Source organism: Bradyrhizobium ferriligni, assembly GCF_056837965.1.
Window position 1 is genome coordinate 1 of the sequence record NZ_JBXEJO010000036.1, and the last position, 25,313, is coordinate 25,313.

The following is a 25,313-nucleotide window of genomic DNA, read 5'->3' on the forward strand; positions in this document are numbered from 1 at the left end:
CTCGGAGATGGGTATAAGAGACAGGACCCATACAGATCGAGCTACGGCACTCCCGCACCGTCCTATCCCCAGCAGAAGGACAGAAAGACCACGCACAAGGTCAAGAAACCCGTCAAGCAGTCCGGCTTCGAAGACCCGGCATTTCGCGACGGCTATCGCGCGGCCTATGCGACAATCTACGAACGCAACGACTACGCCGCCGCGATCGATCAGTTGCACGCACTCGGCCGCGATGATCATCCGAACGTCGCGAACCTGATCGGCTATTCCTATCGCAAGCTCGGCGACTACAAGCAATCGCAGGTCTGGTACGAACGTGCGCTCAAGTCCGATCCGAACCACGTGCTGACGTGGAACTACTACGGCCTGTGGCAGATCGAACAGGGAAACCGCGACCAGGCGCAGTATCATCTGCAGCGGATCGCCGAGATCTGTGGCACCGACTGCGAGGAGTATCGGACGCTAGCGGCGGCACTGGAAAAGCCGCCGGGTACGAACCTCGTCTACTGAGCGCGTCGCGTAGCCCGCGTGAGCGGAGCGACATGCGGGGAAGGGCCGGCCCCGGATGTCGCTGTCGCTCATCCGGGCTACGCGTTTGAGCCGCGTTGTTGGCGTGTCCGTTTTTGCGGGAATTTCGCCGTTTTGGTCGGCGTGACCGGCGAGTAGCTTGCGTGCCGGGCGACCCACGCGGATACGTTGAGATCGATCATCATGACCTGGCGGCTTCTCGCGTGGAGCGGCATCGCCGTTGCCGCGCTGGTTCCAATCATTGGCGGCATCTGGCTCTTCACCCTGCCCGCCGCATCGGCGTTCCGGGTTCCGCCTCCGATCGCCAAGGCCGAGCAGGATGCAACGCTCGCGGCGCTGAAGCCGCCGAAGCGGGCGCGACCGCTGGTCGCGATCCTCGGCATCAACGACATGACCGAGACCACCGACTATCTGATGCCCTACGGCATCCTCAAGCGCGCCGATGTTGCCGATGTCATTACGCTGGCGACGGGCCCCGGTCCGGTCGCGCTGTTCCCGGTGCTGAAGGTCGAGCCTGATGCGACCATCGCCGCATTCGATGCCGCACATCCCGACGGCGCCGACTACGTCATCGTGCCGGCGATGAGCCGCGACGACGATCCCACAGTCATGCAATGGATCCGGCAGCAGGCGGAGAAAGGCGCCGTGATCGTCGCCGTCTGCGCCGGCGCCAAGGTGCTCGCCTCGACCGGCCTGCTCGACGGCAGGCGCGCCACCACGCATTGGTTTTACCTGAAGAACTGGCGCAACAAGCATCCCGAGATCCGGTATGTCGCCGACCGCCGCATCGTGGTCGACCACGGCGTCGCGACGACGACCGGGATTTCGGCGTCGATGCCGATGTCGCTGACCCTGATCGAGGCGATCGCCGGCCCCACCAGGGCTGAGGCCGTCGCGCGCGAGATCGGCCTGCCCGGCTGGGACGCGCGGCATGACAGCAACGCCTTCAAGTTCACACGTCCTTTCGCGCTGACCGCGATCCGGAACACGCTGGCGTTCTGGAACCGGGAACAGCTCGGCCTCGCGCTTGCTCCCGGCGTCGACGAGGTCTCGCTCGCGCTGGTCGCCGACAGCTGGTCGCGCACCTACCGCGCGCACGCCGTGACCTTCGCCGCGACCGGCGGCGTCGTGACCACCCGCAACGGCCTGCGCGTCTATCCGCAGGTTGTGGCGTCGGCCTGGTCCGCAGATGGCCTGCTGCCCGCAGTCGGCACCGCGCCGCCCGCGCAGGCACTCGACCGGGCGCTCGCCGGGATCGAGACACGCTATGGCCGCGGCACGGCGGATTTCGTCGCCATGCAGCTGGAATATCCAAGGGCTGACGCCGTGCAGTGAGGGATTGCGTCCCCAACAACGTATTCGATCCTCGATCCACCCCATTGTCATCTGCCTGTCATGAATTGTGCCGACACGTCAGCGCCGGACCAGTTCGGGGACACGCATGGACTATTTCAAACGCTTCAACTTCCTGTTCGCTGCGCCGGTGTTCGAGGCCGACGACCTCGAGGGCATCCGCTTCAACCAGATCATCGCCGAGATCGAGCGCTCCGGCTTCGAGGTGGTCCGCGCCCGCAAGCTGGAAGATGCCGAGATCGCGGTGCAGACCGACGCCGCGATCGGCTGCATGGTGGTCGATTGGGGCAAGAAGGGGCTTGAGGGCAAGACCGCGGCGCTGATCAACCTGATGCGCCGGCGCGGCCTCGACTTCCCGATCATCCTCCTGATCCGCCGCAAGCGGTTCGAGGACCTGCCGGTCGAGGTGCTCGATTTCATCGACGGCTACGTGTTCCTGTCCGAGGAAACCCCGCCCTTCATCGCCAAGAACCTGATCTCCAGGCTGAAGCAATATGCCGAGAATTTGAAGACGCCGTTCTTCGGCGCGCTGGTCGACTACGCCGAGGAAGGCAACCAGCTCTGGACCTGCCCGGGCCATAATGGCGGCGTGTTCTACAGCCGCAGCCCGATCGGACGGGTGTTCGTCGAACATCTCGGCGAGGCGGTGTTTCGCGACGACCTCGACAATTCCGTGCTCGACCTCGGCGACCTCCTCACCCATGAGGGGCCGGCGCTGCGGGCGCAGAAGGAGGCGGCGAGGATCTTCGGCGCCGAAAAGACCTATTTCGTGCTCAACGGCACCTCGACCTCCAACAAGGTCGCGCTCGGCTCGCTGGTCACCGACGGCGACCTCGTGCTGTTCGACCGCAACAACCACAAGGCCGCGCATCACGGCGCGCTTTTGATCGGCGGCGGCATCCCGATCTACGTGCCGACGGTGCGCAACGCCTGGGGCCTGATCGGCCCGATGCGCTGGGACCTGCTCGACGAGGGCCCGCTGCGCGACCACATCCGCAAGCATCCGCTGGTCAAAGACGAGAACGCCTGGAAGAAGGAGCGTCCGTTCCGCGTCGCCGTGGTCGAGCAGTGCACCTATGACGGCACCATCCACTCGGCCGAGATGATCCTCAAGCGGATCGGCCATCTCTGCGACTACATCCTGTTCGACGAGGCCTGGGCCGGCTTCATGAAATTCCACCCGATCTATGCCGGCCGCTTCGCGATGGGACTGTCCGATCTCGGCCCCGAGGCCCCCGGCATCATCGCGACCCAATCGACTCACAAGCAGCTCGCGAGCTTCTCGCAGGCCTCGCAGATCCACATCCGCGACCGCCACATCAAGGGCCAGAAGCGCCGGGTCGAGCACCGCCGCTTCAACGAAAGCTTCATGCAGCACGCCTCGACCTCGCCGTTCTATCCGATCTTCGCCTCGCTCGATGTCGGCGCGCAGATGATGAAGGGCCGCTCCGGCGAAGTCTTGTGGGATGACACGATCCGGCTCGGCATCGAATTGCGCAAGAAGATCCGCGCCGTGAAGCGCGAGTTCGAGGAGAAGGAGACGCGCCCCGAGCGGCGCTGGTTCTTCGAGCCGTTCGTGCCGGACCGCGTGAAGATCCCCGACGTCGCGCGCGAGAACGGCGTGCACAATGTCGCCTGGGAGACCATCTCGACCGATCAGCTCGCGACCAATCCGTCCTACTGGCAGCTCAGTCCGGGCGAAACCTGGCACGGCTTCCCCGAGCTGACCGCGGGCTTCGCCATGACCGACCCGAACAAGCTCACATTGCTGACGCCGGGCTTCGATCACGCCACCGGCGCCTACGCCGATCACGGCATCCCCGCGCCGGTGGTGGCGCAATATCTGCGCGAGAACCAGATCGTCGCCGAGAAGAACGACCTCAACTCCCTGCTGTTCCTGCTGACGCCCGGCGTCGAGGCAAGCAAGGCCGGCACGCTGGTGTCGGGGCTCGTCGCCTTCAAGAAGCTGCACGACGACAACGCGCTGATCGAGGACGTCATCCCCGAATTCTTCCGCCGCCGCCCGCAGCGCTATAGCGGGGTGCGGCTGCGCGACCTCTGCGGCGACATGCATCGCTTCTTCCGCGACGGTAGCGTCAGCACGCTGCAGGCCAGGCAATTCCTGCCCGAGCACCTGCCCGAGATCGCGATGTCGCCGCGCCAGGCCGCACAATATCTCATCCGCAACGATGTCGACTATCTGCCGATCGACCAGATCTTCGGCCGCGTCGCCGCGACGCCCTTCGTGGTCTACCCGCCCGGCATCGCCACCATCGTGCCCGGCGAGCGGCTGTCGGAACGCAGCAAGCCGATGATCGATTATCTGAAGATGTTCGAGGCGAGCTTCAATGCGTTCCCGGGCTTCGAGGTCGAAGTCCAGGGCATCTACAAGGAGATCGACGACTCCGGCCGCGTCCGCTTCTACACCTATGTCGTGTCCGAATAGGCGAACGGACGCAACACAATGGAGAATGATCACAAGATCACCGTCCGTCCTTCCCGCGACAGCGACGTCGACGCCATGCTGTCGATCTACCGCCACCACATCCGCCGCGGCGTCGAGGAAAGCGTCGACGACAGCGGCACGCCGGAGCCCGACGATCTGCGCGACCGCCGCAAGAATCTGCGCAACACCCGCCTGCCCCATCTCGTCGCGATCTGTGACGGCGAGGTGGTCGGCTACGCCTATGTCGTGCTGTTTCGCAAGCGTCCGGCGTACCGCTACACCGTGAAGCATTCGATCTATGTGCATCACCGCTTCACCGGCCAGCGCGTCGGCGGCCGGCTGCTGCAGGAGTTGATCGACACCTGCGCCGCCGCCGGCTTCCGCCAGATGATCGGCTACATCGACAGCGACAACGCCGCCTCGCTCGCGCTGCACGACCGCTTCGGCTTCGCCCGCGTCGGGCATTTGCCCGGTGTCGCCTACCGCTATGGCCGTTGGTCCGACACCGTGATGGTTCAGCGCTCGCTCGCCGCCGGCGCCACCGCCCCGCCGCCGCCCGCGCCGCTGTCGCGACGGTGATCGGGGAGCTGGCTGCCCGCTTTTTCCACATTCGTCGTCCCGGCGACGGCCGGGACGACGATGAGGATGCGTCGCAATTCAGGACGTCAAACAGCGCGGTGTCATCACCCGCGAAAGCGGGTGATCCAGTATTCCAGAGACGGCTGTGCTTGAACCGAGAGGCCGCGGCGTACTGGATCGCCCGGTCAAGCCGGGCGATGACAGCACAGTGGGGCGCAGGTTCGCGTTCGAATTGCGCACCGGTGAATGACGAACTAAGGCCGCCCTACTCCAGCGTAAAGCCGACCCGCAGCGCCACCTGGTAGTGCCGGATCTTGCCGTCTTCGATATGGCCCCGCGTCTGCACCACCTCGAACCACTTCATTTCCCGGATCGTCTTTGACGCGCGGCTGACGGCGTTCTCGATCGCCGCCTCGATGCTCTTGTCCGATGATCCGACCAGTTCCAGGATTTTGTAGACGTGATCCTTGTCGTGCGTGGCGGGCATGTCGACCTCCTCTGTGGATGCGCGATCCGGACCGCTTGCGCTGCGGTTCGGACAGTCCATCGTCCGATGCGGGCCGGCCATCGTCAAAACCGACGAATGCTGCGCGGCAACACGCCGGACGAATTGAATCAACGTGTCGCGGCGCCTTTGGTGCCAGCATGCATTTCGTGCCAGCTGCGCACCCGCCCTTGTCCGGGCCTTGACCTATGGTAGCATGGTTTCATCAAGTATTCGGGAGCGATACGATGTCCACTGCGTCCAGCTCACCCGCCACACCTCCTCACAGCCTCGGATCCGGGCTTTCCAACCTCCGCGCCAAGTGGGGCTGGATCGTCGCCCTCGGCGTGATCTACCTGATCGCCGGCGTGCTCGCCTTCGGCAGCGTCTTCTTCGCCACCGTCGTCAGCGTGCTGTTCGTCGGCGCCATGATGATCGTCGCCGGCGTCGCCGAGATCATCAACGCGTTCCAGTTCAAGACCTGGGGCAAGTTCCTGTTCTGGCTGCTGCTCGGCGCGCTCTATGTCGTGGCGGGCTTCATCACCTTCGAGAACCCGCTGCTCGCGGCGGCGACGCTGACGCTGTTCCTCGGCATCGCGCTGGTGGTGTCGGGCATCGTCCGCATCTTCCTCGCCTTCGGCATGAACTCGGAAGCGCCGTGGGGAATGGTCGCGATCTCCGGCCTGATCACGCTCGTGCTCGGGGCCATGATCCTGGCGCGCTGGCCGGTGTCGAGCCTCTACGTGCTCGGCATCTTCCTCAGCGTCGATCTGATCTGCGCCGGCGTGAGCTGGATCAGCATGGGCATGGCGCTGAAGCGCAGGGCGTGAGGCGCGATCGTCGCTTCAGGCAGGATCGCATGGCGGGTTAGCCAACGGGTCCGCCCGAGGGCGGACCGATGGCAGGCTCCGCGTAACCCGCCGCATGTATGCGTGCGGAGAGACGGCGGGTTGTGCTTGGGCTAACCCGCCCTGCGCTCAATCCGCCTGCAAGCCTCAGGGCTGCGCGAGGTGCCAGGCGCCGTTGAGGAAACCGTCGCCGGTGATGTCGCCGGCCTTCTGGTCCTTGGCGAAGGTATAGAGCGGCTTGCCCTTGTAGGCCCACTGCTTGGAGCCGTCGTCACGCGAGATGATGGTGTAGCCGCCTTCGGCCTTGTCGCTGGCATCCGCCTTCAAGACCGGCCAGTTCGTCGCACACGGGCCGTTGCAGGCCGACTTGCCTTCTGAATCCTTGTCGAAGGTGTAGAGCGTCATCCCCTTGGTGTCGGTGAGGACGGAACCCTTCGCGGTGGTTCCGGTCTTGGTCGGCGGCGCGGCAAAGGCGGTCGAGGCGAGCGCAAGCGACATGGCGGTGGCGAGCGCGAGCGAGATCGATGTCTTCATGATGTCTCCTTTTCGAATGCAAATGGCTTGCATGCGTAAGGACGCCGGAGGGCGCGCGCTATTCCGCTGATCGCGCGCGAAGAATTTTCGGGACGGCGATCAATCCGAGGGGAATAAAGCCGCAGGCGCGTGCCGATACCGTCCCGTAGCCCGCATGAGCGGAGCGACATGCGGGAGCCGCCCCGGATATCGCGGAGCCTGTCATCGGGCGCGCGTTCGCGCGACCCGTTGGCTCATCCGGGCTACAACACCGAATGTGCTACCGTTTGATTTCCTCGACGGCGCGGACCAGCGGGCGGTCGGAGAGCTGGATCGGGCCGGAGAACGGTGTGCTCATTTCGAGGATCAGGTAGATCGCGGCCGAGATCAGCGCCGCGGCGGCGATAGTGGTCGAGATCACCACCGCGTTGCGCGGCGCGCGAAACCCTAGCGTCGCGAACATCAGCGTCAGCCACCCGACCAGGATGCAGATCAGCGGCGACGGAAACGAGCCGTCGGACTGCTCGACAAAGGTCCAGCGCTGCTGCACCGCCTGCCGGTAGACCGAGCGGGCGTCGTTCCACAGCGCGACCTTCTGCTCGTCGTCGAACCGTAGCTCGCGCAGGCTGGTGCCGACCTCGTCGAGCAGGCGCTCGGACACCTCGTTCGCTCGTGAGATCGGCACATCCTTGAGCACCTGCTCGACATAGGCGAGCAGCCGCTTGCGCGGCTCGTCGGCGCTCGGACCGAGCGGCCGCAGGCCGCGATCGAGCAGGATGAGGTCGGTGGCGAAGACGTGCAAATTGCGGTCAACCGCCACATAGGTGTTGGCGGCACTGTTCATCATCAGTCCCAGCAGCAGCGACGGCATGGTGACGAACAGCGTCGCGACCAGGCGTACCGAGGTGTTGGTCTCGTCGCTGCGGTGATGATCGGCGAGCCGGGCATGGATCGCCATGGTCGCAAGCGCGGCGCCGCCGAGCAGGACGAAGATCAGGACGGCGACGATGAATGCAACCACGGCTTGCGAAAACCTGCGAGAGAATCAGGTCCGCAGGATAGCAAGGGACGCCCAATGGTGCATGTCCGGTTGACTAGCCGTCCCCACGCGCTATCCAGTCCGCACAAGTTTTGGGGAACGTCCGGCGAGAGCGCGAGGGGCGCTCCAAAGGAGATAGCACGTGCATATCGTCGACGACAGCGAGGTCAACCGCGTCCTGAGCTTTCCGGTCCTGATCGAGGCGATCGAGGCCGCGCACCGGCGGCCGAAGATCGCGGTGCACGACAGCTATCTCGGCGACGACGAAGGCCAGCAGCTGGTGACGCGCAGCGCCGTCGACGCCGGCCGCTTCATGATGACCAAGCTCTACACCAGCTTTCCGGGCAACCTCGCCCACGGCAAGCTGCCGGCGGTGCAGGCGGTCTGCGTGCTGTTCGACGGCAATGACGGGCGTCCGCTCGCGGTGATGGACGCCGCCGAAATCACCCATTGGAAGACCGCCGCGGATTCCGCGCTCGGCGCCAAACACCTGGCGCGGCCGGATGCCGAGACGCTACTGGTGGTCGGCGCCGGCGAGATGGCGCGCTGGCTGGTGCGCGGCCACCGCACCGTGCGGCCGCAGCTGAAGCGGGTGCGGGTCTGGAACCGGACGGTCGAGCGCGCCCAGGAACTCGCCGCGTTGCTGGAAGGCGACGGCATCGCCGCTGAAGCCGTCACCGATCTCGACGCCGCGACACGCGAGGCCGACATCATCACCACCTGCACCCGCTCGCGCGAGCCGCTGGTCAAGGGCGCCAATTTAAGGCCGGGCACCCATCTCGATCTGGTCGGCGGTTTCACCCCGGACACCCGCGAGTCCGACGACGAGGCGGCGCGGCGTTCGCGCATCTTCGTCGACCGCCGCGAATCCGCCTTCGACGGCGTCGGCGACATTTTGCAGCCGATCGCGAGCGGCGCGATCACCGAGAGTGATGTGCTCGGCGATCACTACGATCTTGCCGGCGGCAAGGTCGCCGGTCGGCTGTCAGCAGACGACATCACCTTCTTCAAGAACGCCGGCGGCGGGCATCTGGATTTGATGACCTGCGAGACGGTGCTTGCGCAGTTGGGGAAGGAGCTAAGGTGAGCGCTGCTGCCTGCGCGGTTTTTCAGTAGCCCGCATGAGCGAAGCGACATGCGGGACCAGCTCCCCGGATATCGCTTCGCTCATCCGGGCTACGTCTTTGCACTACGTCTCCCGCAGCCAGACTTCACCGATCGAATGATCGGAGCGCTTGCGCAGCACGACGTCGGCCCGCGTCCGCGTCGGCAAGATGTTCTCCCTGAGATTGGCGCGATGATGCTCACGCCACAGCCGCTCCGCGACCTCACGCGCATCGTCGGGCGGCAGGTCCCTGTAGTGGTGGAAATAGGAGGCGGGATTCCGGAACGCCGTCGGCTGCAATCTGAGGAAGCGTTCGACATACCAGGATTGGATGTCGGCCTCGTCGGCATCGAGATAGATCGAGAAGTCGAAGAAATCCGACACCACCACCGGCGCCGTGCCGCGCGCCAGCAGCACGTTGAGGCCCTCGAAGACGAGGATGTCCGGCTGCTGGATGACCTGGCGTTCCGACGGCACGATATCCCCGATCAGGTGCGAATAGACCGGCAGCTCGAGCTCGCGTTCGCCCGCCTTCGCCGCCGCCAGAAATCGCAACATGCGCGGCAGATCATAGCTCTCGGGAAAACCCTTGCGCCGCATCAGACCGCGCTCTTCGAGAACGCCGTTGGCATGCAGGAAGCCGTCGGTCGTCACCAGCTCGACCCGCGGATGATCGGCCCAGCGGGCCAGCAGCGCACACAGCACGCGGGCAAAGGTGCTCTTGCCGACGCCGACACTGCCGGCCAACGCGACGATGTAGGGCGAACGGCGTGCCGGACGACCGAGAAACTCCGCCTTGACGTGTGCGAGGTTGCGCGCCGCCGCGAAATGCAGGTTCAACAAGCGCGTCAGCGGTAGATACACGTCGCTGACTTCGGCAGAATTGATCGGCTCGTTCAATCCGCGCAACGTCGCGAGATCCGCGTCCGAGAGCGTCAGCGACGTGCTGGCGCGCAAGGCCGCCCAATCGCTGCGGCCGAAGATCATGTAGGCGGACAGCTCGTCGGGGTGGGTCATCCTCATTCGTTCACGGTGAGCCTGATGCGGCGTGTAGCCCACATGAGCCAACGGGTCGCACGAACGTGCGCCCGATGACGGGCGCCGCGACATGCGGGAAGCTCGCTCCCCGGATATCGCTTCGCTCATCCGGGCTACGCGGCAACCGCTGGAGAACCGCAGGGCGGCTTGCGAACCGCAACCCGCCCTACGCTCCCTACTCAGCTGCCTGCTGCGTCGGTGCGTCCAGCACCTCCGACACTTTCGGCGGCGACATCGGCAAGCTGTAGAAGCGTTTGCCGAGCGCGTTGTGAACGGCGTTGGCGACCGCGGCCATGACAGGGACCAGCGGCACCTCGCCGACGCCCTTGACGCCCTGCGGATGCTTCGGGTTCGGCACCTCGACCAGCGCGCAATCGAGCATCGGCAGGTCGGAACAAACCGGCATGCGATAATCGAGGAAGCCCGGATTATCGACCTTGCCGTCCTTGTTGTAGATGTACTCCTCGTTCAGCGCCCAGCCGATGCCCTGCGCGACGCCGCCTTGCAGCTGGCCCTCGACATAGCTCGGATGGATGGCGCGGCCGACATCCTGCACGGCGGTGTAGCGAATGACGCGGACGATGCCGAGATCGACATCGACCTCGACGTCGCAGATATGGGTGCCGAAGCCGCCCTCGGCGCCCTGGGTGTTGAGCTGCACGCTGGCGCCGATCGGGCCGCCCTGCGACGGCGCCTTCTCGGCGAGATCGGCGAGCGTCAACGGCTCGAACTGGCCGGCGTTCGGGCTCACCGGATGCGCGGCGCCGTTCTCCCACTTCACGGCCTCAGGGTCGATCTCCCAGATCTTCGCCGCACGCTCGCGCAAGGTGGCGATCACCTTGTCGGCCGCCTGCGTCACCACCATCGAGGAGGCGAACAGCACGCGGCTGCCGCCGGTCAGGTTGGAGAAGCCGACGGTCTGGGTGTCGCCGATGATGACGGAGACGCGCTTGTAATCGATGCCGAGCAGCTCGGCGCAGATATTGGCAATGCCGGCGCGCGAACCGCCGATATCGGGATGCCCCGTCGTGACGACGACGTTGCCGTCCTCGGTGATGTTGACCTGCGCGGAGGATTCACCGCCGGCATTGAACCAGAAGCCGCTAGCGACGCCCCTGCCCTGCAGCTTGCCGAGCGGCGCCGCATAATGCGGATGGTTCCTGGCGGCTTCCAGCGTCTCGATATAGCCGATGCGCGGGAACACCGGGCCGTGGGCGGCCTTAGTGCCTTCCTTCGCCGCGTTCTTCAGCCGCAGCGCCAGCGGATCCATCTTGAGGCTTTCGGCGAGCTCATCGAGCACGCATTCCACGGCATAGGCGCCGATCGGCGCGCCCGGCGCGCGATAGGCCGCGACCTTGGAGCGGTTGGAGCAGACGTCGAACCCCTCCGACAGCACATGCGGAATGTCGTAGGGCGCGAAGCTGCACCCGACCGCGCCGCGGATCGGCGAGCCCGGGAAGGCGCCGGCCTGCAGATAGAAGCTGCCATGGGCAGCGACGATGGTGCCGTCCTTCTTCGCGCCGATCTTCACCGTGCTCTTCGAGCCGGAGGTCGGCCCAGTCGCGCGCATCACCTCCTCGCGGGTCATCACCATCTTGACCGGGCGGCCGGACTTCCTGGCGAGCAAGGTCGCCAGCGGCTCGAGATAGACGATGGTCTTGCCGCCAAAACCGCCACCGATCTCGGCGGGGATGGCGCGGATGTCGCTCTGCGGGATGCCGGTCAGCATCGAGGTCATCGCGCGCACCATGAACTGGCCCTGGCTCGACGACCAGATCGTGGTCTTGCCGTCGGCGGCGACCGAGATCAGGCAGGCATGCGGCTCGATATAGCCCTGGTGCACCGGGCGCGTGGTGAAGGAGCGCTCGATGACGACTTCGGCCTCCTTGAAGCCCTGCGCGATGTCGCCCTTCTTGGATTCGATGCGGCCCATGATGTTCGAGGGCTTGCCGTCGAATCTGTTGAACTCGTGCAGGATCGGCGCATCAAGCTTCAGCGCGTCGTCGATCTCGATCGCCCAGGGCAGCACCTCGTAGTCGACCTCGATCAGCTTGCAGGCCTCAGCCGCGATCGCCTCCGTGGTCGCGGCCACGGCGGCGACGGGATGGCCGGGGAACAGCGCCTTGTCGCGCGCCATCACGTTGCGGCACATCCAGCGCATGTCCTGGATGCCGAGCATCACGGCACCCTTCTCGATCGTGAAGTCGACGATGTCGCGCGCGGTGACCACCGCCTTGACGCCGGGCAGCGCCTCGGCCTTGGCGGTGTTGATCGACTTGATGCGGGCGTGTGGATGCGGGCTGCGCAGCACCTTGCCCCAGATCATGCCGGGCATGGTGGTGTCGGCGGCAAACGCCGCGCGGCCGGTCACCTTGTCGACGCCATCGGGCCTGATGGTGCGCTGGCCGATCCATTTGTTGTTGACGACGTTCATGGGCGCATCTCCCGCATTTCAGCCGCAGTCTCCATCACCGCGCGGACGATCTTGTCGTAACCCGTGCACCGGCAGAGATTGCCGGCGAGCCAGAAGCGGACTTCCTCTTCGGTCGGATTGGAGTTTTTGGCGAGCAGCGCCTCGGAGGCGACCAGCATGCCCGAGGTGCAGATGCCGCACTGAAGCGCGGCATGCTCGAGGAACTTCTGCTGCAACGGATGCAGCTTCTCGCCCCTGGCCATGCCCTCGATGGTCCTGATCTCGTGGCCCTCGGCCTCGGCCGCGAGCATCAGGCAGGAGCAGACCAGGCGGCCGTCGAGCGTGATCGAGCAGGCGCCGCAATCGCCGGACGCGCAGCCTTCCTTGGAGCCGGTGAGCCCCAATTGCCCGCGCAGCGCGTCGAGCATGGTCTCGTACGGCTCGCACAGGAATTCGACCGGCTCGCCGTTGACTGAGGTGGTGACGTGCAGTTTCGCCATGGTGCTAGTGTCCTCCCGCGCGCTGGGCGGCGATCGCGGCGGTGCGCTTGAGCAGCACGCCGGCGGTTTTGGTCCTGTAGGCGATGGTGCCGCGCTTGTCGTCGATCGGACGGCAGGCGGCGCGGCACGCGGCAGCGGCGGCTTCGAGCGCGGCATCGTCGAGCTTCGAGCCGATCAGCGCCTTCGCCGCCGGCGCGACCAGCAGCGCGGTCGGCGCCACCGCGCCGAGGCCGACACGGGCCGCGGTACAGACGCCGTCCTTCAAGGTCAGGCTGACGCCGATGCCGACCACCGCGATGTCCATCTCGGTGCGCGGGATCATCCGCAGATACGCATCGCTCGAGCCTTTCGGCCGCGGCGGCAATGTGAAGCTGACCAGGATCTCGCCCGGCTTGAGGTTGGTGCGGCCAGGTCCGGCCGGCACATCTTCAACCTTCATGTCCCGCCGGCCGTTCGGACCCTGCACGGTGACGACGGCACCCGCCGCGATCATCGCCGGCACGCTGTCGCCGGCCGGTGAGCCGTTGCAGAGATTGCCGCCGGCGGAGGCGCGGCCCTGCACCTGCTTGGAGCCGATCAGGTTCACGGCCTCGAGCACGCCGGGCCACACCTTGCCGAAGCGCGCATGCTCGGCGAGCTCCATGCCGGAGACGGCGGCACCCACGCGGAAACCGCCATCGGCGGTTTCGCTGATTTCGGTCATCTCGCCGATCTTCTTGATGTCGACGATCAGTCCCGGCCGCACCAGGCCGGAGCGCATTTGCACCAATAAGTCGGTGCCCCCTGCCATAATGCGGGCGGCACTCCCGGCGGCAGCAAATGCGCCAATCGCTTCGTCAAGCGTGCGCGGTGCTACGTATCGGATATCGGTCATGACGGTTCTTTCGGTCTCCCTCGACTGCTTGTTCCCTTAAGATTTGCGGGATGTGGCCTTATTGATTGCTGGCCGGCAGATCGCGAGCCTACACGGCGGATTGGGGTCCGAACAGCCTGCGAGGTGCGGCAGGAAGCGCAGGCTCCTATGCAGGATGCGGACTTGTGCAGTGCCGGCGGCGGCGCGCGGCCTGTGCCTTGGGGCGCGCTCGCGACCCGCCGCGACGAGGCCGCCAACCAGATCGGTCAGGCCTGACCGCGTTTGCCGGAGCCGATCCCAAGCATCGAGAACATCCCGATGATGAGAAGCGCCGCCGGAATGCACCACCACAACACATAGCCGAACATGTATTCGAAGATCGTGCGCCGGTAAGGGGGAAGCGGATTGGGCAGCGTGCCGGCACGCTGCATCTGCTCGATCTTCTCCTGCGAGAGCTCGTGGTAAACGTTGAGCGGGCGGCCGTTGAGGTCTTTGCCGGAGCCCTTGACCATGAGGGCGTAGTAGCCCGTCATCTTGTAGGGCAGGATGAAGGAGTGCGTGAGGCTCACATAGCCCAGCGCGAGGGCTTCGCCCTTGGGACCCTTCTCGGTCAGGTCCTGCAGCTGCTGGTAGCTGTATCGCGTGCCGAACTCCGCGGCGCGGACGTCATGACCGGACACCGCCAGGCCGACGAACACGAGAAGAACGAGCAGACCGCGGCGCATGGCGTCTTGCCTCTCAAAGGGACGCGGCGGTTCGACCGCCGCACACTCGTCAAGCAAGCTACCGGAAAGATGTCCAACCCCGGCTAACCCAGGCAATACAAGTGTCGGCAGCCGGTTAAGTCCTCCTCAACCTCGTCGGGACGTGCCGAGCGGCGAAGCCCGGAACCAACGCCTGCTCGGCGACGTGCTCAAGCAGTGAGCGGACACGGCTGCGCAACCTCGCAACGGGACCTAGCGCGATGGCGCGGCTCTTGCTTGCTTTCAACAACGGATTGGTGAAGCATGCCGGCGCAATGACAGATCGGGAAACGGCGAATGGTCGAAGTTTCGCGCAGAACGCTCCTCAAGCTTGCGGCCGGCGTGCCGCCGGCGATTGCGGCGCCGGCCGTCCTGTCATCGCGCGCCGTCGCCGCGGGCAAGGGCAAGACCATCACCGCAGTGATGCATTCGGACCTGCGCATCATCGATCCCGGTTTCACCACCGCCTACATCACCCGCGACCATGGCTACATGGTCTACGACACGCTGCTCGGCATCGATTCAAGCTTCAAGGTCCGCCCGCAAATGGCGGACTGGACGATCTCGGACGACAAGCTCACCTACACCTTCACGCTGCGCGACGGCCTGAAATGGCATGACGGCGCGCCCGTCACCGCGGAGGACTGCATCGCCTCGCTGAAGCGCTGGACCGCCGTCGACGGCATGGCGCAGAAGCTGGCCGAATTCACCGCTTCCCTCGAGGCGAGCGGGCCGAAGATGATCGTGCTCAAGCTCAAGGAGCCGTATGGCCTCGTGCTGGAGTCGCTGGCAAAGCCCTCCTCCTACGTCGCCTTCATGATGCCGAAGCGGCTCGCCGAGACGCCGCCGGGCAAGCAGATCGCCGAGCAGATCGGGTGCGGGCCGTTCAAGTTCGTGAGCGCCGAATTCCAGCCGGGCGTGAAGGCCGTCTATGAGCGCAACGCCGACTACGTGCCGCGCAAGGACAAGCCGGATTGGCTGTCGGGCGGCAAGGTCGCGAAGGTCGATCGCGTCGAATGGGTCACGATGCCCGACGCGCAGACCGCGATCAACGCGCTGCAATCCGGCGAGATCGATTTCCTGGAACAGCCGTCGGTCGACCTGCTGCCGGTGCTCGAGGCCAATTCCGATCTCACCGTGGCCGTGCTGAACAAGTTCGGCTTCCAGATCGAGGGCCGGATGAATTTCCTGCACCCGCCATTCGACAACGCCAAAATCCGCCGCGCCGCATTCCTGGCGATGAACCAGAAGGACGTGCTCGACGCCACCGTCGGCAACGCGAAATACTACGAGATCTGCGGCTCCTATTTCGCCTGCGACACGCCGCTCGCCAGCGACGCCGGCGCGGAGACGCTGATCAAGGGCAACGGCATGGCCGAGGCGAAGAAGGCGCTCGCCGCCTCGGGCTATGACGGCACGCCCGTGGTGATCATGATCCCCGGCGACGTGCAGACGCTGAAGGGACCGCCGACGGTCGCGGCGCAGCTGTTGCGCGCGGCCGGCTTCAATGTCGACGCGCAGGTGACGGACTGGCAGACCGTGGTGAGCCGCCGCGCCAGCCAGAAGCCGCCCAAGGAAGGCGGCTGGAACCTGTTCTTCACCTTCACCGGCGCGACCGAGGTGATGAACCCGATCGTCAACAACCAGATCGCCGCGAACGGCAAGCGGGCGTGGTTCGGCTGGCCCGAAGACGCCAAGCTCGAGCAGATGCGCGACGCCTATGCGCGCGCCACCTCGCCCGAGGAGCAGAAGAAGGTCGCGGTCGAGATTCAAAAGCAAGCTTACGAGCAGGTGATCTATATCCCGCTCGGCCAGTTCCGCTTGCCGAGCGCCTGGCGCAAATCGCTCACCGGCGTGCTGGAAGGCCCGGCGCCGCCGGTGTTCTGGAACGTCGACAAGACCGAATAGGATCGGCGGCGCAAGCGACGCGCGCCGCTGATCAACGTTGGGACAGCTGAGGCACGTCGGAAGGTTCATCGTCTCAGTCGCCGAGGCGCTTCACCGCTCCCGCATGCGGGCGCTGCAAAATATCGAAAACAACCCCATGCAAAGGAGCCGACGGCCGCCGGCGTTCGACCGGGCAACTTGACAAGTCGGGCAAATCAGGAATACATTTCCAATATTCCGAAATCCGCCTCCCCCTCCGGCGCGAACCAATGGCTGCGATTGCGCATCATTCGCGGCACCCCACCCCAGCCTTGCCGATAACGAGGGCGTGGACTCATAAAGGTCCGCTTCTGACGGCGACGCAGTAATTGCCGTGCCGGATCGTCGTCGACTGCTTTTGACCTGTTGCGGACCTCAGCCGACGATCGCCGCTACCTCTGGAATAGCCGCCGCCGAGTGCGGTTCGGGGGGTGACGAAACACAATCCGCCGGGATGAAACCATTTTCCGGCCTTCACGAAGGCATGGTGAAACAGTCGGACGGTTAAAAATGGCATTGGAAGCGATGGGCAAAGGGGAACTGCATAAAGAACAACGATCGCCGTGGGGCGGGGAGCGAGGCCATGTCACAGATTCGCAAAGCTTTTTTAGGCGCTCTCGCGACCGCACTGACGATCGGTGCCGTGCAATTCGCTTCAGGTCACGACCTCGGAGACCGCTGGCAGGCGAGCTCTGAACAACCAAGTCACATCGTCAATCGCGCCGGCAAGGCAGATCATCTTGCTGCCCCCAAGCCGTTCGCAGTCCAGACGAAAACGGTTTCTCTGCGCTTGAACGATCAAGCCGATACATCGGTCCTGATCCGTATTCCATCTGCGCAAGCGCGCATCACCAAGACGCCGCTGTGGAATCAGAGCCGTAAGCCGACAGTGGCCTGCGAGCCCATGGTCAGCACGCTCACGGAAGTCGCAAGGCTCCTGCAGCCCGGCCGTTGCGTGACCTGATCGACTACATCCACACCAGCTATTCGCTGAGGATAACTTCCTGCTCTTTATGCGACTGTACTGGCCAGACGAGAAAGCCCCTTCCATCCTAGATGGGTCTTGGGAGCCACCGCCAGTGGAGAGGATCAATTAAAGGGTTCCCGTGGCTGCAACATCGGGAAAGACAGCCGGTCCTCGCTCATCGTCAACTAAGCGGGAGGCGGCTGCGCCAGGAGCTTAGCTACAATGAGCCCAATTGCAGTGTCCTTGATTGCGTTAGCGATCATCATAGCTGCCGCGCTCTTCGGCACTTTGCTCCGCAACACCCTGCCGGGCCATTATCTGGCAGACGATTCAAAAGATTACATACGGTTAGGGATCGGGCTCATCACGACGCTCGCCGCGCTTGTGCTTGGTCTGCTGGTTGGCTCGGCGAATAGCTCGTATGACGCTCAGAACACTCAAGTTCGGCATTTGACCGCCAACATCATACTGCTCGACAATCTCCTTGAGCAATATGGGCCCGAGTCCCGCGATGCCCGCGACACTCTGCGCGGCGCTGTCGAGCCCTTGATTAAGAGGATTTGGCGAGAGGACAGCTTGGAGTCCGCGAAGGGAACGCCCTTTCGCGGGACCGCCTTGTCGGTGGATGCTTATGGAAAGATTCAGAACCTCTCGCCAAAAACGGACGCGCAGCGCTCGTTCAAGGAACGGGCAATACAGCTAGCCACTGACTTGGTGCAAACGCGCCTGCTCCTGTTTGAACACGCTGACACCTCGATTCCCATGCCTTTTCTGGCGATACTGGTTTTCTGGCTGGCAATCATCTTCATGAGTTTCAGTTTATTCTCGCGCCTTACCCCGATAAACATCGTTGCAATGTTGGTGTTTGCCACTTCCGCGTCCGCAGCGCTTTTCTTAATCCTGGAGTTGAGCCAGCCATTTGTCGGACTGATGCAGATTTCTAGCACACCGCTGCGCAACGCCCTTGCGCCGCTCGGATCGTAGCCGAACCCCGGCAAGATGTCCGGACCTGGCCCATAGCTGGCGGTCTGCATGACGATCGCGAACGTCGGCTCTTCGAGGTGAACCGGAAGTCACCCGGTCCGGTCGCCATGGGCGGCTTTTGACCGAGAGCGGAAATCAGAGCTCGATCGCTGGTGAAAATCACCGAACGCAGCAGCACGCGCCGTGCCGGTTGCTCGCGGCCGCGCGTTGCGGTCGGGCAACACTTTCTGGAAAAGCGTAGCGCCAACGGCTTCCGCCCATTGCGCATTTCCATTTTGATCCGAATGATCGATGCCGTCGCGTGCTGGGCGGTGCAACAGGGCTCGGATCGAGCCTTTGGAGGCTACGGGGTGATGAACCCGCGGCGAATTGCGACTCCGGAGTTGTGCGGGACTGTCATTCTCGCAGGTTGGCTCCTTGCCTGGCTTGCCGGCTCTGCCGGCACCGGGAACAGCGGCGCAGTGTCCATCGAGGACCTCGCACCATCTCTCGCCGCCAACGCCGAACCGGCTGATACGCGACAGACCGCAATCGGCAACGCCGCCAAAGTGAATGCTGAAGCGGCGATGGCTGCGGAACCCGTAACGGGGCCGGCGTCCGACACGATGGCCACCCCGCAGGCAGGCGTCATGGTTAACGCTGTCGCCAACGCCGATGCGGCGATGGCGGTTGAATCGGTGCCAGCGACGGCCCCTGATGCGACGGCGACCTCGAGCGAGCCGAAGCCAATCGTCGTGGCTGCGTTGCCGGATTCGTCGCAGACGCTGCCGGCCGAAACATCGCCGGTGCAGGCGGCGATAGCGAGCCCGCCTCCCGTGTCGAGCGACACCGAGGAGGCTGCGAAACCCCTGGATATTTTCGAGGAGTGCCTCGTCGTCGATGTCTGCATCGACCGGTACCTGTGGGCGCTCTACGAACGGACGCCGAAGCAAGACACCATCAGCGTACAAGAGCAGCGGAAAGTGACCGTCAAGAAGAAGCGCAAGACGGTGACTGTCACCAGGACGTTCACCAGGCGCGTCGACAACGATTTCACGTGGAAGGATCCGAAGGCGGCGGAGCGAATGGGCATGCCGATGATCGACTACGTGATTGGAGGGGTGGATCGCAGCTTCAAGCTCAAGCTGTTTCACGCGCTTTACGCGGCGGAGCAGGCCGGGTTGGCGCCCGGCATCACCAGCGCGTTCCGCGATGACTACCGTCAATCGATCGCGAGCGGCCTGAAGGCGGCGTCCGACAAGTCATACCATGGAGGGAGCTTCCGTGGCGGCTATGGCCACGGGCTTGCCGTCGATGTCGTGAGCGTCAAAGGCGCGACGCGGGCGGAGCGTTGGGTCACCACCGAGGCCCTTTGGAAATGGATCGACGCGCGTGGACCGGATTTTGGAATCGGGCGACCGTATCTCGATCGAGATCCACCGCATGTCGCGCCGATAGACGGCAAGGAATACGCCGCTCACCGCGGCGGGACGAAAGCTCGGCACGCGGAAGCGGATCGCAAGAAGCGCGACCGGGGCGCTGTGCGGGTCGTGGCAAAACGATCAAAGACCGCAAAAGCGTCGAAGGGGAGAACGATCTGATCGGGTTCAGCTGCGCCTTCCAACACGACGCGGGCAACAATGCCTAGCAATCCCATCATCGTGCAAAAATACGGCGGCGTCTGTCTCGAAACACCGGCAAAAATCCGCGCGGCCGCGAGCAGTGTCGCCGATTTGCATGGCCGTGGTCATCGTGTCGTGGCGATCGTTTCAGCGATGGGCAAGACCACCGATGAACTCGTCAGGATGGCCTATCAGGTCAGCCCGCATCCCAATCGCCGCGAACTCGATATGCTATTGACCACCGGCGAGCGCATCAGCATGTCCTTGATGAGCATGGCGCTGTCCGATCTCGGCGTGCCGGCGATCAGCTTTACCGGCAGTCAGGCCGGTGTCATGACCGACGGGTCCCATTCCTCCGCACGCATTCTGGACGTGCGGCCCATTCGCGTGCGCGAAGAACTCGATCGTGGACGCATCGTGGTTTTGGCGGGCTTTCAGGGCGTGAACCCGCTGACCAAGGAAATCACGACGCTTGGCCGGGGTGGCAGCGATACCACCGCGGTCGCCATGGCTGCGGCGCTCAAGGCGGAGTGCTGCGAGATCATCAAGGAGGTCGACGGAGTTTGCTCGGCTGACCCGCGCATCGTCGCGGACGCAAAACCCTTGCGTCAGCTGGATTTCGCATCGCTATCCGAAATGTGCTTCTGGGGCGCCAAAGTCCTGCACTTTCGCAGCGTGGAGCTGGCCCACAGCCAAAACGTGCCTTTGATCCTGAGAAAGTGGGGCGGCGCTCGACACAGCACGCAAGTGATGAAGGAGGTCGCAGACATGGAGAACGGAAAAGTCCTGGCCGTCAACTCGATGGCACGCATTGAGCATGTGGAGATCGATTCGGCGGACCTCAATCAAGGCTTTGAGAAGTTCGCGCAGCATCTCGAGCAAAATGGCTTGCCTTGGCCGCAACTCCTCGCCTCGGCTTTCACCGCCGAAAAAACCCGCATCATGATGACCTGCGATTCGGAGACACTCGACGCGTTGCTGCGCACACTGGAACGGAGCAAAGACCTGCGCAAACAGCGCGAGACCCTGAGTTCGGTGAGCCTCACTTGCTTCGGCGGCATTTCCTCGGACCTGCCATACAAGGCGGTTCAGATTCTGCAACGTCACGGAATCATCGCCGACAAGTATGTCTTGTCATCGCATTCGGTAAGCTTCTTTGTTCCGGTGGAGAGCCGCGAGGCCGCGGTCTTGGCTTTGCATTCGCTGATCTAGTTGAAATTTGGCAAGGGACGACGTCGCCCGTCGGCCCTTGGCATCGGCAAGGTGCAGGCCGCCTACTTCCGGATGATCAACAAGCGGGGCGGCATCAACGGCCGCCGGATCAATCTGATATCCCACGACGATGCCGCGACGCCGGCGAAGACGGTCGAGCAGGTCCGCAAGCTCGTCGAAAGTGACGAAGTCCTCTTCCGACTAGAGCGCCGTTCCGATGGAATTGAAACGGGATTCCATATCCGTGGTTCAAACGCGTCTTCTTTTATCAATGCCCGAGCCGTGCCTCCGTGCCGGCCAGCAGCCGCTGAATGTTGGCACGATGGCGCACGATCACGTAGATGCCGCCTGCGATCACCAGCAAGCGATAGGGCATCGGTTGCTCCAGGCCGCAGACGAGGACGATCGCGGTCAATGCCGCCAGCATCGAGCCGAGGGAGACAATCCGAGAGACAGCCACCACAGCGCCGAAGGCCGCCGCAGCGCCGAGGCCTACCGGCCAGGACATCGCCAGCAACACGCCGAGCCCGGTCGCAGCGGATTTGCCGCCGGTGAAATTCAGCCAGACCGAACGGCCGTGCCCCAACAACGCAGCAAGTCCGGCCAGACAAACAGCCCACGACACGCGCGTTTGCAGATCAAGCGCTGCCGGCGGCGTGACGGATGGCAAGGTGTACAACCAGGGATAAAACCAGCGGGCGAACAGGATGGCCGCCATGCCTTTCAGCACGTCGACCACGAGCACCGCCAATGCGGGCCACTTCCCGAGGGTTCGCAACACGTTCGTTGCCCCGGTGGATTTGGAGCCATGCTGGCGGATATCGATGCCCCTCAGCAGCTTCCCCGCCAGATACCCCGTCGGCGTCGAACCGAGCAGATAGGCAATCGCCAGTCCAGCCACACCCGCGATCCAGAAGACCATGTCAGTCACCTCGATGCCCTCGGCGGCGCGTCCATCAATCCTGACGCGGATGCCACCAGCGTCCGCCGATCACGACGCCTTCGGATGCGATCTTACGATCGCCCGTCAGATGCTCGCCGACCACATCGACATAATCGAACTGCCCTTCCCTGACCGAGATCAGCGTGGCGTCGCCGACGCTGCCAGGCTTCAGGCTGCCGAGCTCCGGCCGCCGCAACGCCATCGCGGCATTGACGGTGGACGCCGCGATCACGTCCGGCAGCGGCATCCCCATGCAGAGGAATTTCGACATCGTCGTCACCTGGTCGAATGCCGGGCCGTCGATGCAGAGCTGATGGATGTCGGAGGAGATGGTGTCGGGGTAGAAGCCGTTGGCGAGCATGGCGCGCGCGGTCTTGAAGGCGAACGAGCCCTTGCCGTGGCCGATATCGAACAGCACGCCGCGCTCGCGCGCCTCCAGCACCACCTTCTTCACCGTGCCCTGCGCGGTCGCGGGCGTGTTGGGGAACGGACGGAACGCATGGGTCAGCACGTCGCCCGGACGCAGGCGCGCGAGCACCTCCTCATAGCTCGGCGGCGGATGGTCGATATGCGCCATCAGGGGCATGCCGACCTGCTCTGCAACCTCGAGCGCGATCTCGAGCGGCACCAGCCCCGAGGTGCCCGAGGCGAACAGGCCGACCCGCACCTTGATGCCGACGATCAGGTCGCGGTTCTCGTCGGCGACCCGCGCCGCGTCGATAGGATTCATCAGCCGCAGTTCCTCGCTCTCGCCGACCATCACGCGATCCGAGAAGCCGAAGATGCCGGCGTGCGAAACGTGCAGATAGGCGAGGATACGGACCTGGCTCGGCTCGATCACATGCTTGCGGAAGCCGGCAAAATTGCCGGGGCCGGCGCTGCCGGTGTCGACCGAGGTGGTGACGCCGGAGTTGCGGCAAAATTCCTCGGCGTCGATGCCGAGCGAGGTGCCGCCCCAATAGACATGGGTGTGCAGGTCGATGATCCCCGGTGAGACGATCAGCCCCGAGACGTCGCGGACCTCGGTGGCGGGATCGGCTTGCAACTCGCGGCCGAGCGCAGCGACCTTGCCCGCGGCAAAGCCGACATCGGTCACGGCATCGAGTTTTTGCGACGGGTCGATCACCCGTCCGCCGCGCAGGATCAGATCGAAAGGCATCGTGTTCTCCGGATTCGGTCCGGCACGATGGTCGACTTCGCCGGCGCCTGCAAGCCGCTCAACCGACACGGGCCTGTTGGGAAACCGGCGCGGTCGCTGTCGCGCGATCCGCGCCCTTGTCAGCAACCATGTCCGCTGCCTTGTCCGCTCCCTTGTCCGCTCCATTGGCCGACGCGACGATGGCCGCAATGGCCGGGTGATGCGCCGCCTCCGAGGCAGCAATGGTCTCGCGGGCCCAGCGGTACGAGGATTCGAAAATTTCCTGATGGCGGTCGAAATCGGTGACGTCGATGCCGTCGGGCGTCGGCGGACGCATCACCATGTCGAGCGGCGTGGTCGGCAGCGTATCGTAGCGCTGATGCGCAACGAGGCTTCGCCACAGCACGTTGACGGCGCTCGGCGCGGCCGGAAGCAATTTCTTGCGGAACGGCGTCAGCAGCGATGCAAGCAGCTCAAGCCGCCCCGGCAGCGCGGCATAGTCGACGTCGAACATCTCGGTGGCCGGGTCGCCGAAATGGACCACCAGATTCGGTCCACTCTTCATCTGGTGCATCTGCGCCAGCGGAACGTTGTCGACGAGGCATCCGTCGACCAGCATCGAGCCGTCCCTTGTGTAGAACGGCGGCAGCAGACCGGGGATGGCGCTCGACGCCCGCACCGCCTGCCAAAGCAGACCGGTGCGGATCAATTCGAGGCTGTGCGTCGACAGATTGGTCGCGATCGCCGCGAACGGCCGCCAGCAGTCCTCGATCCGGCAATTGTGGCCGTACTGATCGGCGAGCGCGGCATCGAACGCCTTGTGGTCCAGCAAGGCGTAGCGCGGCCAGGTCGGGCGGCGGAAGCTGCGGCTGGAGACGAAGATCTCATGCGTGCCGCGCTCGAGATGCTCGGCGTCGTAGTTCTTGGCAAAGCCCGCCGCCATCGCCGAGCCGACGCTGGTTCCGACAAAGATGTCGAACGTCGCGCCGCGCTCGCGAAACGCCTTGTAGACGCCGACATGCGCGGTGCCGAGGCTGCCGCCGCCGCCGGCGACGAATCCGACGGCGCGACCGCACAGGAAGCGAACCAGGCTGTCGATGTCGAGCTGGTCCTCGAGCGCGACGTGATGATGCATGAAGCAGGGCAGCCGCGCCAGCCACGCCGCGGTGCCGCTGACCTCGTGGCGCCTGACGTCATGAACCCGGACGAGGCGCCGTGTCGACGCCGGATGCACTCCGCAGGCGAAGCGTTCGATCTCCGTCAGATCGGGCGTGGGCGCATGGCCACGGCAGGCGAACACGACAAGGTCGGCCTGGCGGATGGTTTTCCGCGCCCAATCCGATGCGTCAGGACCACCGAAATAGGCCACCAGCGGCGCGTCGTACTCGATCCTGTTGAGCCAGTCGGCGACTTCGGATGCGTCCAGCGCGCGGCCGGGAAACATCGCCTGGACCCGCGCGAGGTCGACGATCTCGGCACCCGCAGCGGCAAGGCCTTCGCGCAACCTGTGCTCAAAGGCGGCAGGCACCGGTTCGCGTCCGCCTGAGATCAGCGCGACGGTGCGCGCCTTCGGTGACGCCCGGAGCGGCAACAGACGCGCGGTCTCGGTGGCAAACCGCCGCGCGAGCGCAGCCAGCAGCGCCTCGACGATCTCGGGCGTTTCTCGCGCCAGCGTGGTATAGGCGGCGCGCGTCAACACCAGCACGCTGGTATCGCGGATCGCAATCACATTGGCCGTGCGCGGGATATTGGCAAAGAAGCCGATCTCGCCGACCAGTTCGCCGGCGCGAAGCTCCGCGATCGGTTCGGGATGACTGGTCCGGTACACCGCGAGCGCGCCGTGCAGCACCAGAAACAGCGCGTCTGAGGCACCGCCCTGCTCGACCAGCAGTTCGCCGCGCACGAGGTCGCGCCGGGTCATTGCGCCAAAGGCAATCAGCCGCTGCTCCGCGCTGAGGGTTCTGAACAGCGCGAAGTCCTCGGACACGTTTCCCCACGCAAACGTCGCGCTCGGCGGCACACGGTTCGAATGCATGATCCGATGTTAGCGCCGGGCCGTCGTCCCGGCGAGCGATATAACGGCTCAATCGGCCGCACCCT

At 64.6% G+C, this 25,313-nt stretch carries 22 protein-coding genes and 1 pseudogene; 12 read left to right on the top strand and 11 right to left on the bottom strand.

Features of this window, described 5'->3' with window-relative positions; all coding sequences use genetic code 11:
• The 4 genes from AC1VNY_RS21680 to AC1VNY_RS21695 form a co-directional block, all read left to right on the top strand.
• Positions 1–510 (top strand): tetratricopeptide repeat protein (locus tag AC1VNY_RS21680; RefSeq protein WP_482406700.1); only part of this gene is annotated, 510 nt, incomplete at its 5' end.
• Positions 511–711: 201 nt separating this feature from the next.
• Positions 712–1,863: a DJ-1/PfpI family protein gene (locus AC1VNY_RS21685; RefSeq protein ID WP_482406701.1), complete on the top strand. Its 1,152-nt coding sequence runs from the start codon at positions 712–714 to the stop codon at positions 1,861–1,863.
• 106 nt (positions 1,864–1,969) lie between these two features.
• Complete coding sequence (locus AC1VNY_RS21690) at positions 1,970–4,327, top strand: Orn/Lys/Arg family decarboxylase (RefSeq protein WP_482406702.1); 2,358 nt, start codon at positions 1,970–1,972, stop codon at positions 4,325–4,327.
• 18 nt (positions 4,328–4,345) lie between these two features.
• Complete coding sequence (locus AC1VNY_RS21695) at positions 4,346–4,906, top strand: GNAT family N-acetyltransferase (RefSeq protein WP_028342702.1); 561 nt, start codon at positions 4,346–4,348, stop codon at positions 4,904–4,906.
• A 265-nt stretch (positions 4,907–5,171) separates the two neighbouring features.
• Here AC1VNY_RS21695 and AC1VNY_RS21700 read toward each other — a convergent pair whose 3' ends face one another.
• Entirely contained in the window at positions 5,172–5,393 is a 222-nt protein-coding gene (locus tag AC1VNY_RS21700; protein ID WP_026192947.1) for a dodecin, read from the bottom strand.
• 245 nt (positions 5,394–5,638) lie between these two features.
• Here AC1VNY_RS21700 and AC1VNY_RS21705 point away from each other — a divergent pair, with 245 nt between their 5' ends.
• The gene (locus AC1VNY_RS21705) at positions 5,639–6,220 is read left to right on the top strand and encodes an HdeD family acid-resistance protein (protein WP_057017581.1); all 582 of its coding nucleotides are present in this window, start codon (positions 5,639–5,641) and stop codon (positions 6,218–6,220) included.
• Between the two features lie 165 nt (positions 6,221–6,385).
• Here the strand turns inward: AC1VNY_RS21705 and AC1VNY_RS21710 are convergent, their stop codons facing one another.
• Together AC1VNY_RS21710 and AC1VNY_RS21715 are read right to left on the bottom strand one after the other, a co-directional pair.
• Entirely contained in the window at positions 6,386–6,772 is a 387-nt protein-coding gene (locus AC1VNY_RS21710; RefSeq protein WP_411784813.1) for a COG4315 family predicted lipoprotein, read from the bottom strand.
• A 259-nt stretch (positions 6,773–7,031) separates the two neighbouring features.
• Complete coding sequence (locus AC1VNY_RS21715; protein ID WP_482406703.1) at positions 7,032–7,772, bottom strand: bestrophin-like domain; 741 nt, start codon at positions 7,770–7,772, stop codon at positions 7,032–7,034.
• A 160-nt stretch (positions 7,773–7,932) separates the two neighbouring features.
• On the opposite strand from AC1VNY_RS21715, the gene AC1VNY_RS21720 reads away from it, so the two are divergent.
• The gene (locus AC1VNY_RS21720; protein ID WP_482406704.1) at positions 7,933–8,877 is read left to right on the top strand and encodes an ornithine cyclodeaminase family protein; all 945 of its coding nucleotides are present in this window, start codon (positions 7,933–7,935) and stop codon (positions 8,875–8,877) included.
• A gap of 102 nt (positions 8,878–8,979) precedes the next feature.
• Here AC1VNY_RS21720 and coaA read toward each other — a convergent pair whose 3' ends face one another.
• The 5 genes from coaA to AC1VNY_RS21745 all read right to left on the bottom strand — a co-directional run bounded on the left by coaA (position 8,980) and on the right by AC1VNY_RS21745 (position 14,424).
• Positions 8,980–9,918 carry a type I pantothenate kinase gene (coaA, locus tag AC1VNY_RS21725; protein WP_482406705.1) on the bottom strand — a complete coding sequence of 313 codons (939 nt, stop codon included), beginning with the start codon at positions 9,916–9,918 and terminating at the stop codon, positions 8,980–8,982.
• 190 nt (positions 9,919–10,108) lie between these two features.
• Positions 10,109–12,367 (bottom strand): xanthine dehydrogenase family protein molybdopterin-binding subunit, encoded by a 2,259-nt coding sequence (locus AC1VNY_RS21730; protein WP_482406706.1) that lies wholly within the window; start codon positions 12,365–12,367, stop codon positions 10,109–10,111.
• Positions 12,364–12,846 (bottom strand): (2Fe-2S)-binding protein, encoded by a 483-nt coding sequence (locus AC1VNY_RS21735; protein WP_018272305.1) that lies wholly within the window; start codon positions 12,844–12,846, stop codon positions 12,364–12,366. Before AC1VNY_RS21735 ends, AC1VNY_RS21730 begins: the two co-directional genes overlap by 4 nt.
• Before the next feature lie 4 nt (positions 12,847–12,850).
• A complete protein-coding gene (locus AC1VNY_RS21740; protein WP_482406755.1) occupies positions 12,851–13,711 on the bottom strand; it encodes an FAD binding domain-containing protein in 861 nt (286 codons plus the stop codon).
• A gap of 254 nt (positions 13,712–13,965) precedes the next feature.
• Positions 13,966–14,424: a hypothetical protein gene (locus AC1VNY_RS21745; RefSeq protein WP_482406707.1), complete on the bottom strand. Its 459-nt coding sequence runs from the start codon at positions 14,422–14,424 to the stop codon at positions 13,966–13,968.
• Between the two features lie 315 nt (positions 14,425–14,739).
• On the opposite strand from AC1VNY_RS21745, the gene AC1VNY_RS21750 reads away from it, so the two are divergent.
• The 6 genes and pseudogenes from AC1VNY_RS21750 to AC1VNY_RS21775 all read left to right on the top strand — a co-directional run.
• Positions 14,740–16,350, top strand: coding sequence for an ABC transporter substrate-binding protein (locus AC1VNY_RS21750; protein WP_482406708.1), 1,611 nt, complete (start codon positions 14,740–14,742; stop codon positions 16,348–16,350).
• A 601-nt stretch (positions 16,351–16,951) separates the two neighbouring features.
• Positions 16,952–17,332, top strand: a complete 381-nt coding sequence (locus tag AC1VNY_RS21755; protein ID WP_482406709.1) for a hypothetical protein — start codon at positions 16,952–16,954, stop codon at positions 17,330–17,332.
• 225 nt (positions 17,333–17,557) lie between these two features.
• Positions 17,558–18,319 carry a bestrophin-like domain gene (locus tag AC1VNY_RS21760; protein WP_028342957.1) on the top strand — a complete coding sequence of 254 codons (762 nt, stop codon included), beginning with the start codon at positions 17,558–17,560 and terminating at the stop codon, positions 18,317–18,319.
• A gap of 152 nt (positions 18,320–18,471) precedes the next feature.
• Complete coding sequence (locus tag AC1VNY_RS21765) at positions 18,472–19,899, top strand: peptidase M15 (protein WP_482406710.1); 1,428 nt, start codon at positions 18,472–18,474, stop codon at positions 19,897–19,899.
• 39 nt (positions 19,900–19,938) lie between these two features.
• Positions 19,939–21,132: an aspartate kinase gene (locus AC1VNY_RS21770; RefSeq protein ID WP_482406711.1), complete on the top strand. Its 1,194-nt coding sequence runs from the start codon at positions 19,939–19,941 to the stop codon at positions 21,130–21,132.
• Positions 21,133–21,171: 39 nt separating this feature from the next.
• Positions 21,172–21,420: pseudogene (locus AC1VNY_RS21775) on the top strand (ABC transporter substrate-binding protein); the annotation flags it as partial.
• Here AC1VNY_RS21775 and plsY read toward each other — a convergent pair.
• From plsY to AC1VNY_RS21790, 3 genes are read right to left on the bottom strand one after another with little or no spacing between them, the layout of a single operon-like run.
• Positions 21,401–22,054 carry a glycerol-3-phosphate 1-O-acyltransferase PlsY gene (gene plsY / locus AC1VNY_RS21780; protein WP_482406712.1) on the bottom strand — a complete coding sequence of 218 codons (654 nt, stop codon included), beginning with the start codon at positions 22,052–22,054 and terminating at the stop codon, positions 21,401–21,403. The pseudogene AC1VNY_RS21775 and the gene plsY sit on opposite strands and share 20 nt — an antisense overlap.
• A 34-nt stretch (positions 22,055–22,088) precedes the next feature.
• A complete protein-coding gene (locus AC1VNY_RS21785) occupies positions 22,089–23,234 on the bottom strand; it encodes an amidohydrolase/deacetylase family metallohydrolase (protein WP_482406713.1) in 1,146 nt (381 codons plus the stop codon).
• A gap of 58 nt (positions 23,235–23,292) precedes the next feature.
• A complete protein-coding gene (locus tag AC1VNY_RS21790) occupies positions 23,293–25,248 on the bottom strand; it encodes a patatin-like phospholipase family protein (RefSeq protein ID WP_482406714.1) in 1,956 nt (651 codons plus the stop codon).
• Positions 25,249–25,313: the final 65 nt, after the last annotated feature.

What these genes read in the sequence shown, in the direction of transcription:
- AC1VNY_RS21705 (WP_057017581.1), top strand. Translation starts at nt 5,639, where the DNA reads ATGTCCACTGCGTCCAGCTCACCCGCCACACCTCCTCACAGCCTCGGA.
- coaA (WP_482406705.1), bottom strand. Translation starts at nt 9,918, where the DNA reads ATGAGGATGACCCACCCCGACGAGCTGTCCGCCTACATGATCTTCGGC.
- AC1VNY_RS21730 (WP_482406706.1), bottom strand. Translation starts at nt 12,367, where the DNA reads ATGAACGTCGTCAACAACAAATGGATCGGCCAGCGCACCATCAGGCCC.
- AC1VNY_RS21700 (WP_026192947.1), bottom strand. Translation starts at nt 5,393, where the DNA reads ATGCCCGCCACGCACGACAAGGATCACGTCTACAAAATCCTGGAACTG.
- AC1VNY_RS21750 (WP_482406708.1), top strand. Translation starts at nt 14,740, where the DNA reads ATGGTCGAAGTTTCGCGCAGAACGCTCCTCAAGCTTGCGGCCGGCGTG.
- plsY (WP_482406712.1), bottom strand. Translation starts at nt 22,054, where the DNA reads ATGGTCTTCTGGATCGCGGGTGTGGCTGGACTGGCGATTGCCTATCTG.
- AC1VNY_RS21690 (WP_482406702.1), top strand. Translation starts at nt 1,970, where the DNA reads ATGGACTATTTCAAACGCTTCAACTTCCTGTTCGCTGCGCCGGTGTTC.
- AC1VNY_RS21745 (WP_482406707.1), bottom strand. Translation starts at nt 14,424, where the DNA reads ATGCGCCGCGGTCTGCTCGTTCTTCTCGTGTTCGTCGGCCTGGCGGTG.
- AC1VNY_RS21785 (WP_482406713.1), bottom strand. Translation starts at nt 23,234, where the DNA reads ATGCCTTTCGATCTGATCCTGCGCGGCGGACGGGTGATCGACCCGTCG.
- AC1VNY_RS21685 (WP_482406701.1), top strand. Translation starts at nt 712, where the DNA reads ATGACCTGGCGGCTTCTCGCGTGGAGCGGCATCGCCGTTGCCGCGCTG.
- AC1VNY_RS21695 (WP_028342702.1), top strand. Translation starts at nt 4,346, where the DNA reads ATGGAGAATGATCACAAGATCACCGTCCGTCCTTCCCGCGACAGCGAC.
- AC1VNY_RS21770 (WP_482406711.1), top strand. Translation starts at nt 19,939, where the DNA reads ATGCCTAGCAATCCCATCATCGTGCAAAAATACGGCGGCGTCTGTCTC.
- AC1VNY_RS21710 (WP_411784813.1), bottom strand. Translation starts at nt 6,772, where the DNA reads ATGAAGACATCGATCTCGCTCGCGCTCGCCACCGCCATGTCGCTTGCG.
- AC1VNY_RS21790 (WP_482406714.1), bottom strand. Translation starts at nt 25,248, where the DNA reads ATGCATTCGAACCGTGTGCCGCCGAGCGCGACGTTTGCGTGGGGAAAC.
- AC1VNY_RS21755 (WP_482406709.1), top strand. Translation starts at nt 16,952, where the DNA reads ATGTCACAGATTCGCAAAGCTTTTTTAGGCGCTCTCGCGACCGCACTG.
- AC1VNY_RS21760 (WP_028342957.1), top strand. Translation starts at nt 17,558, where the DNA reads ATGAGCCCAATTGCAGTGTCCTTGATTGCGTTAGCGATCATCATAGCT.
- AC1VNY_RS21735 (WP_018272305.1), bottom strand. Translation starts at nt 12,846, where the DNA reads ATGGCGAAACTGCACGTCACCACCTCAGTCAACGGCGAGCCGGTCGAA.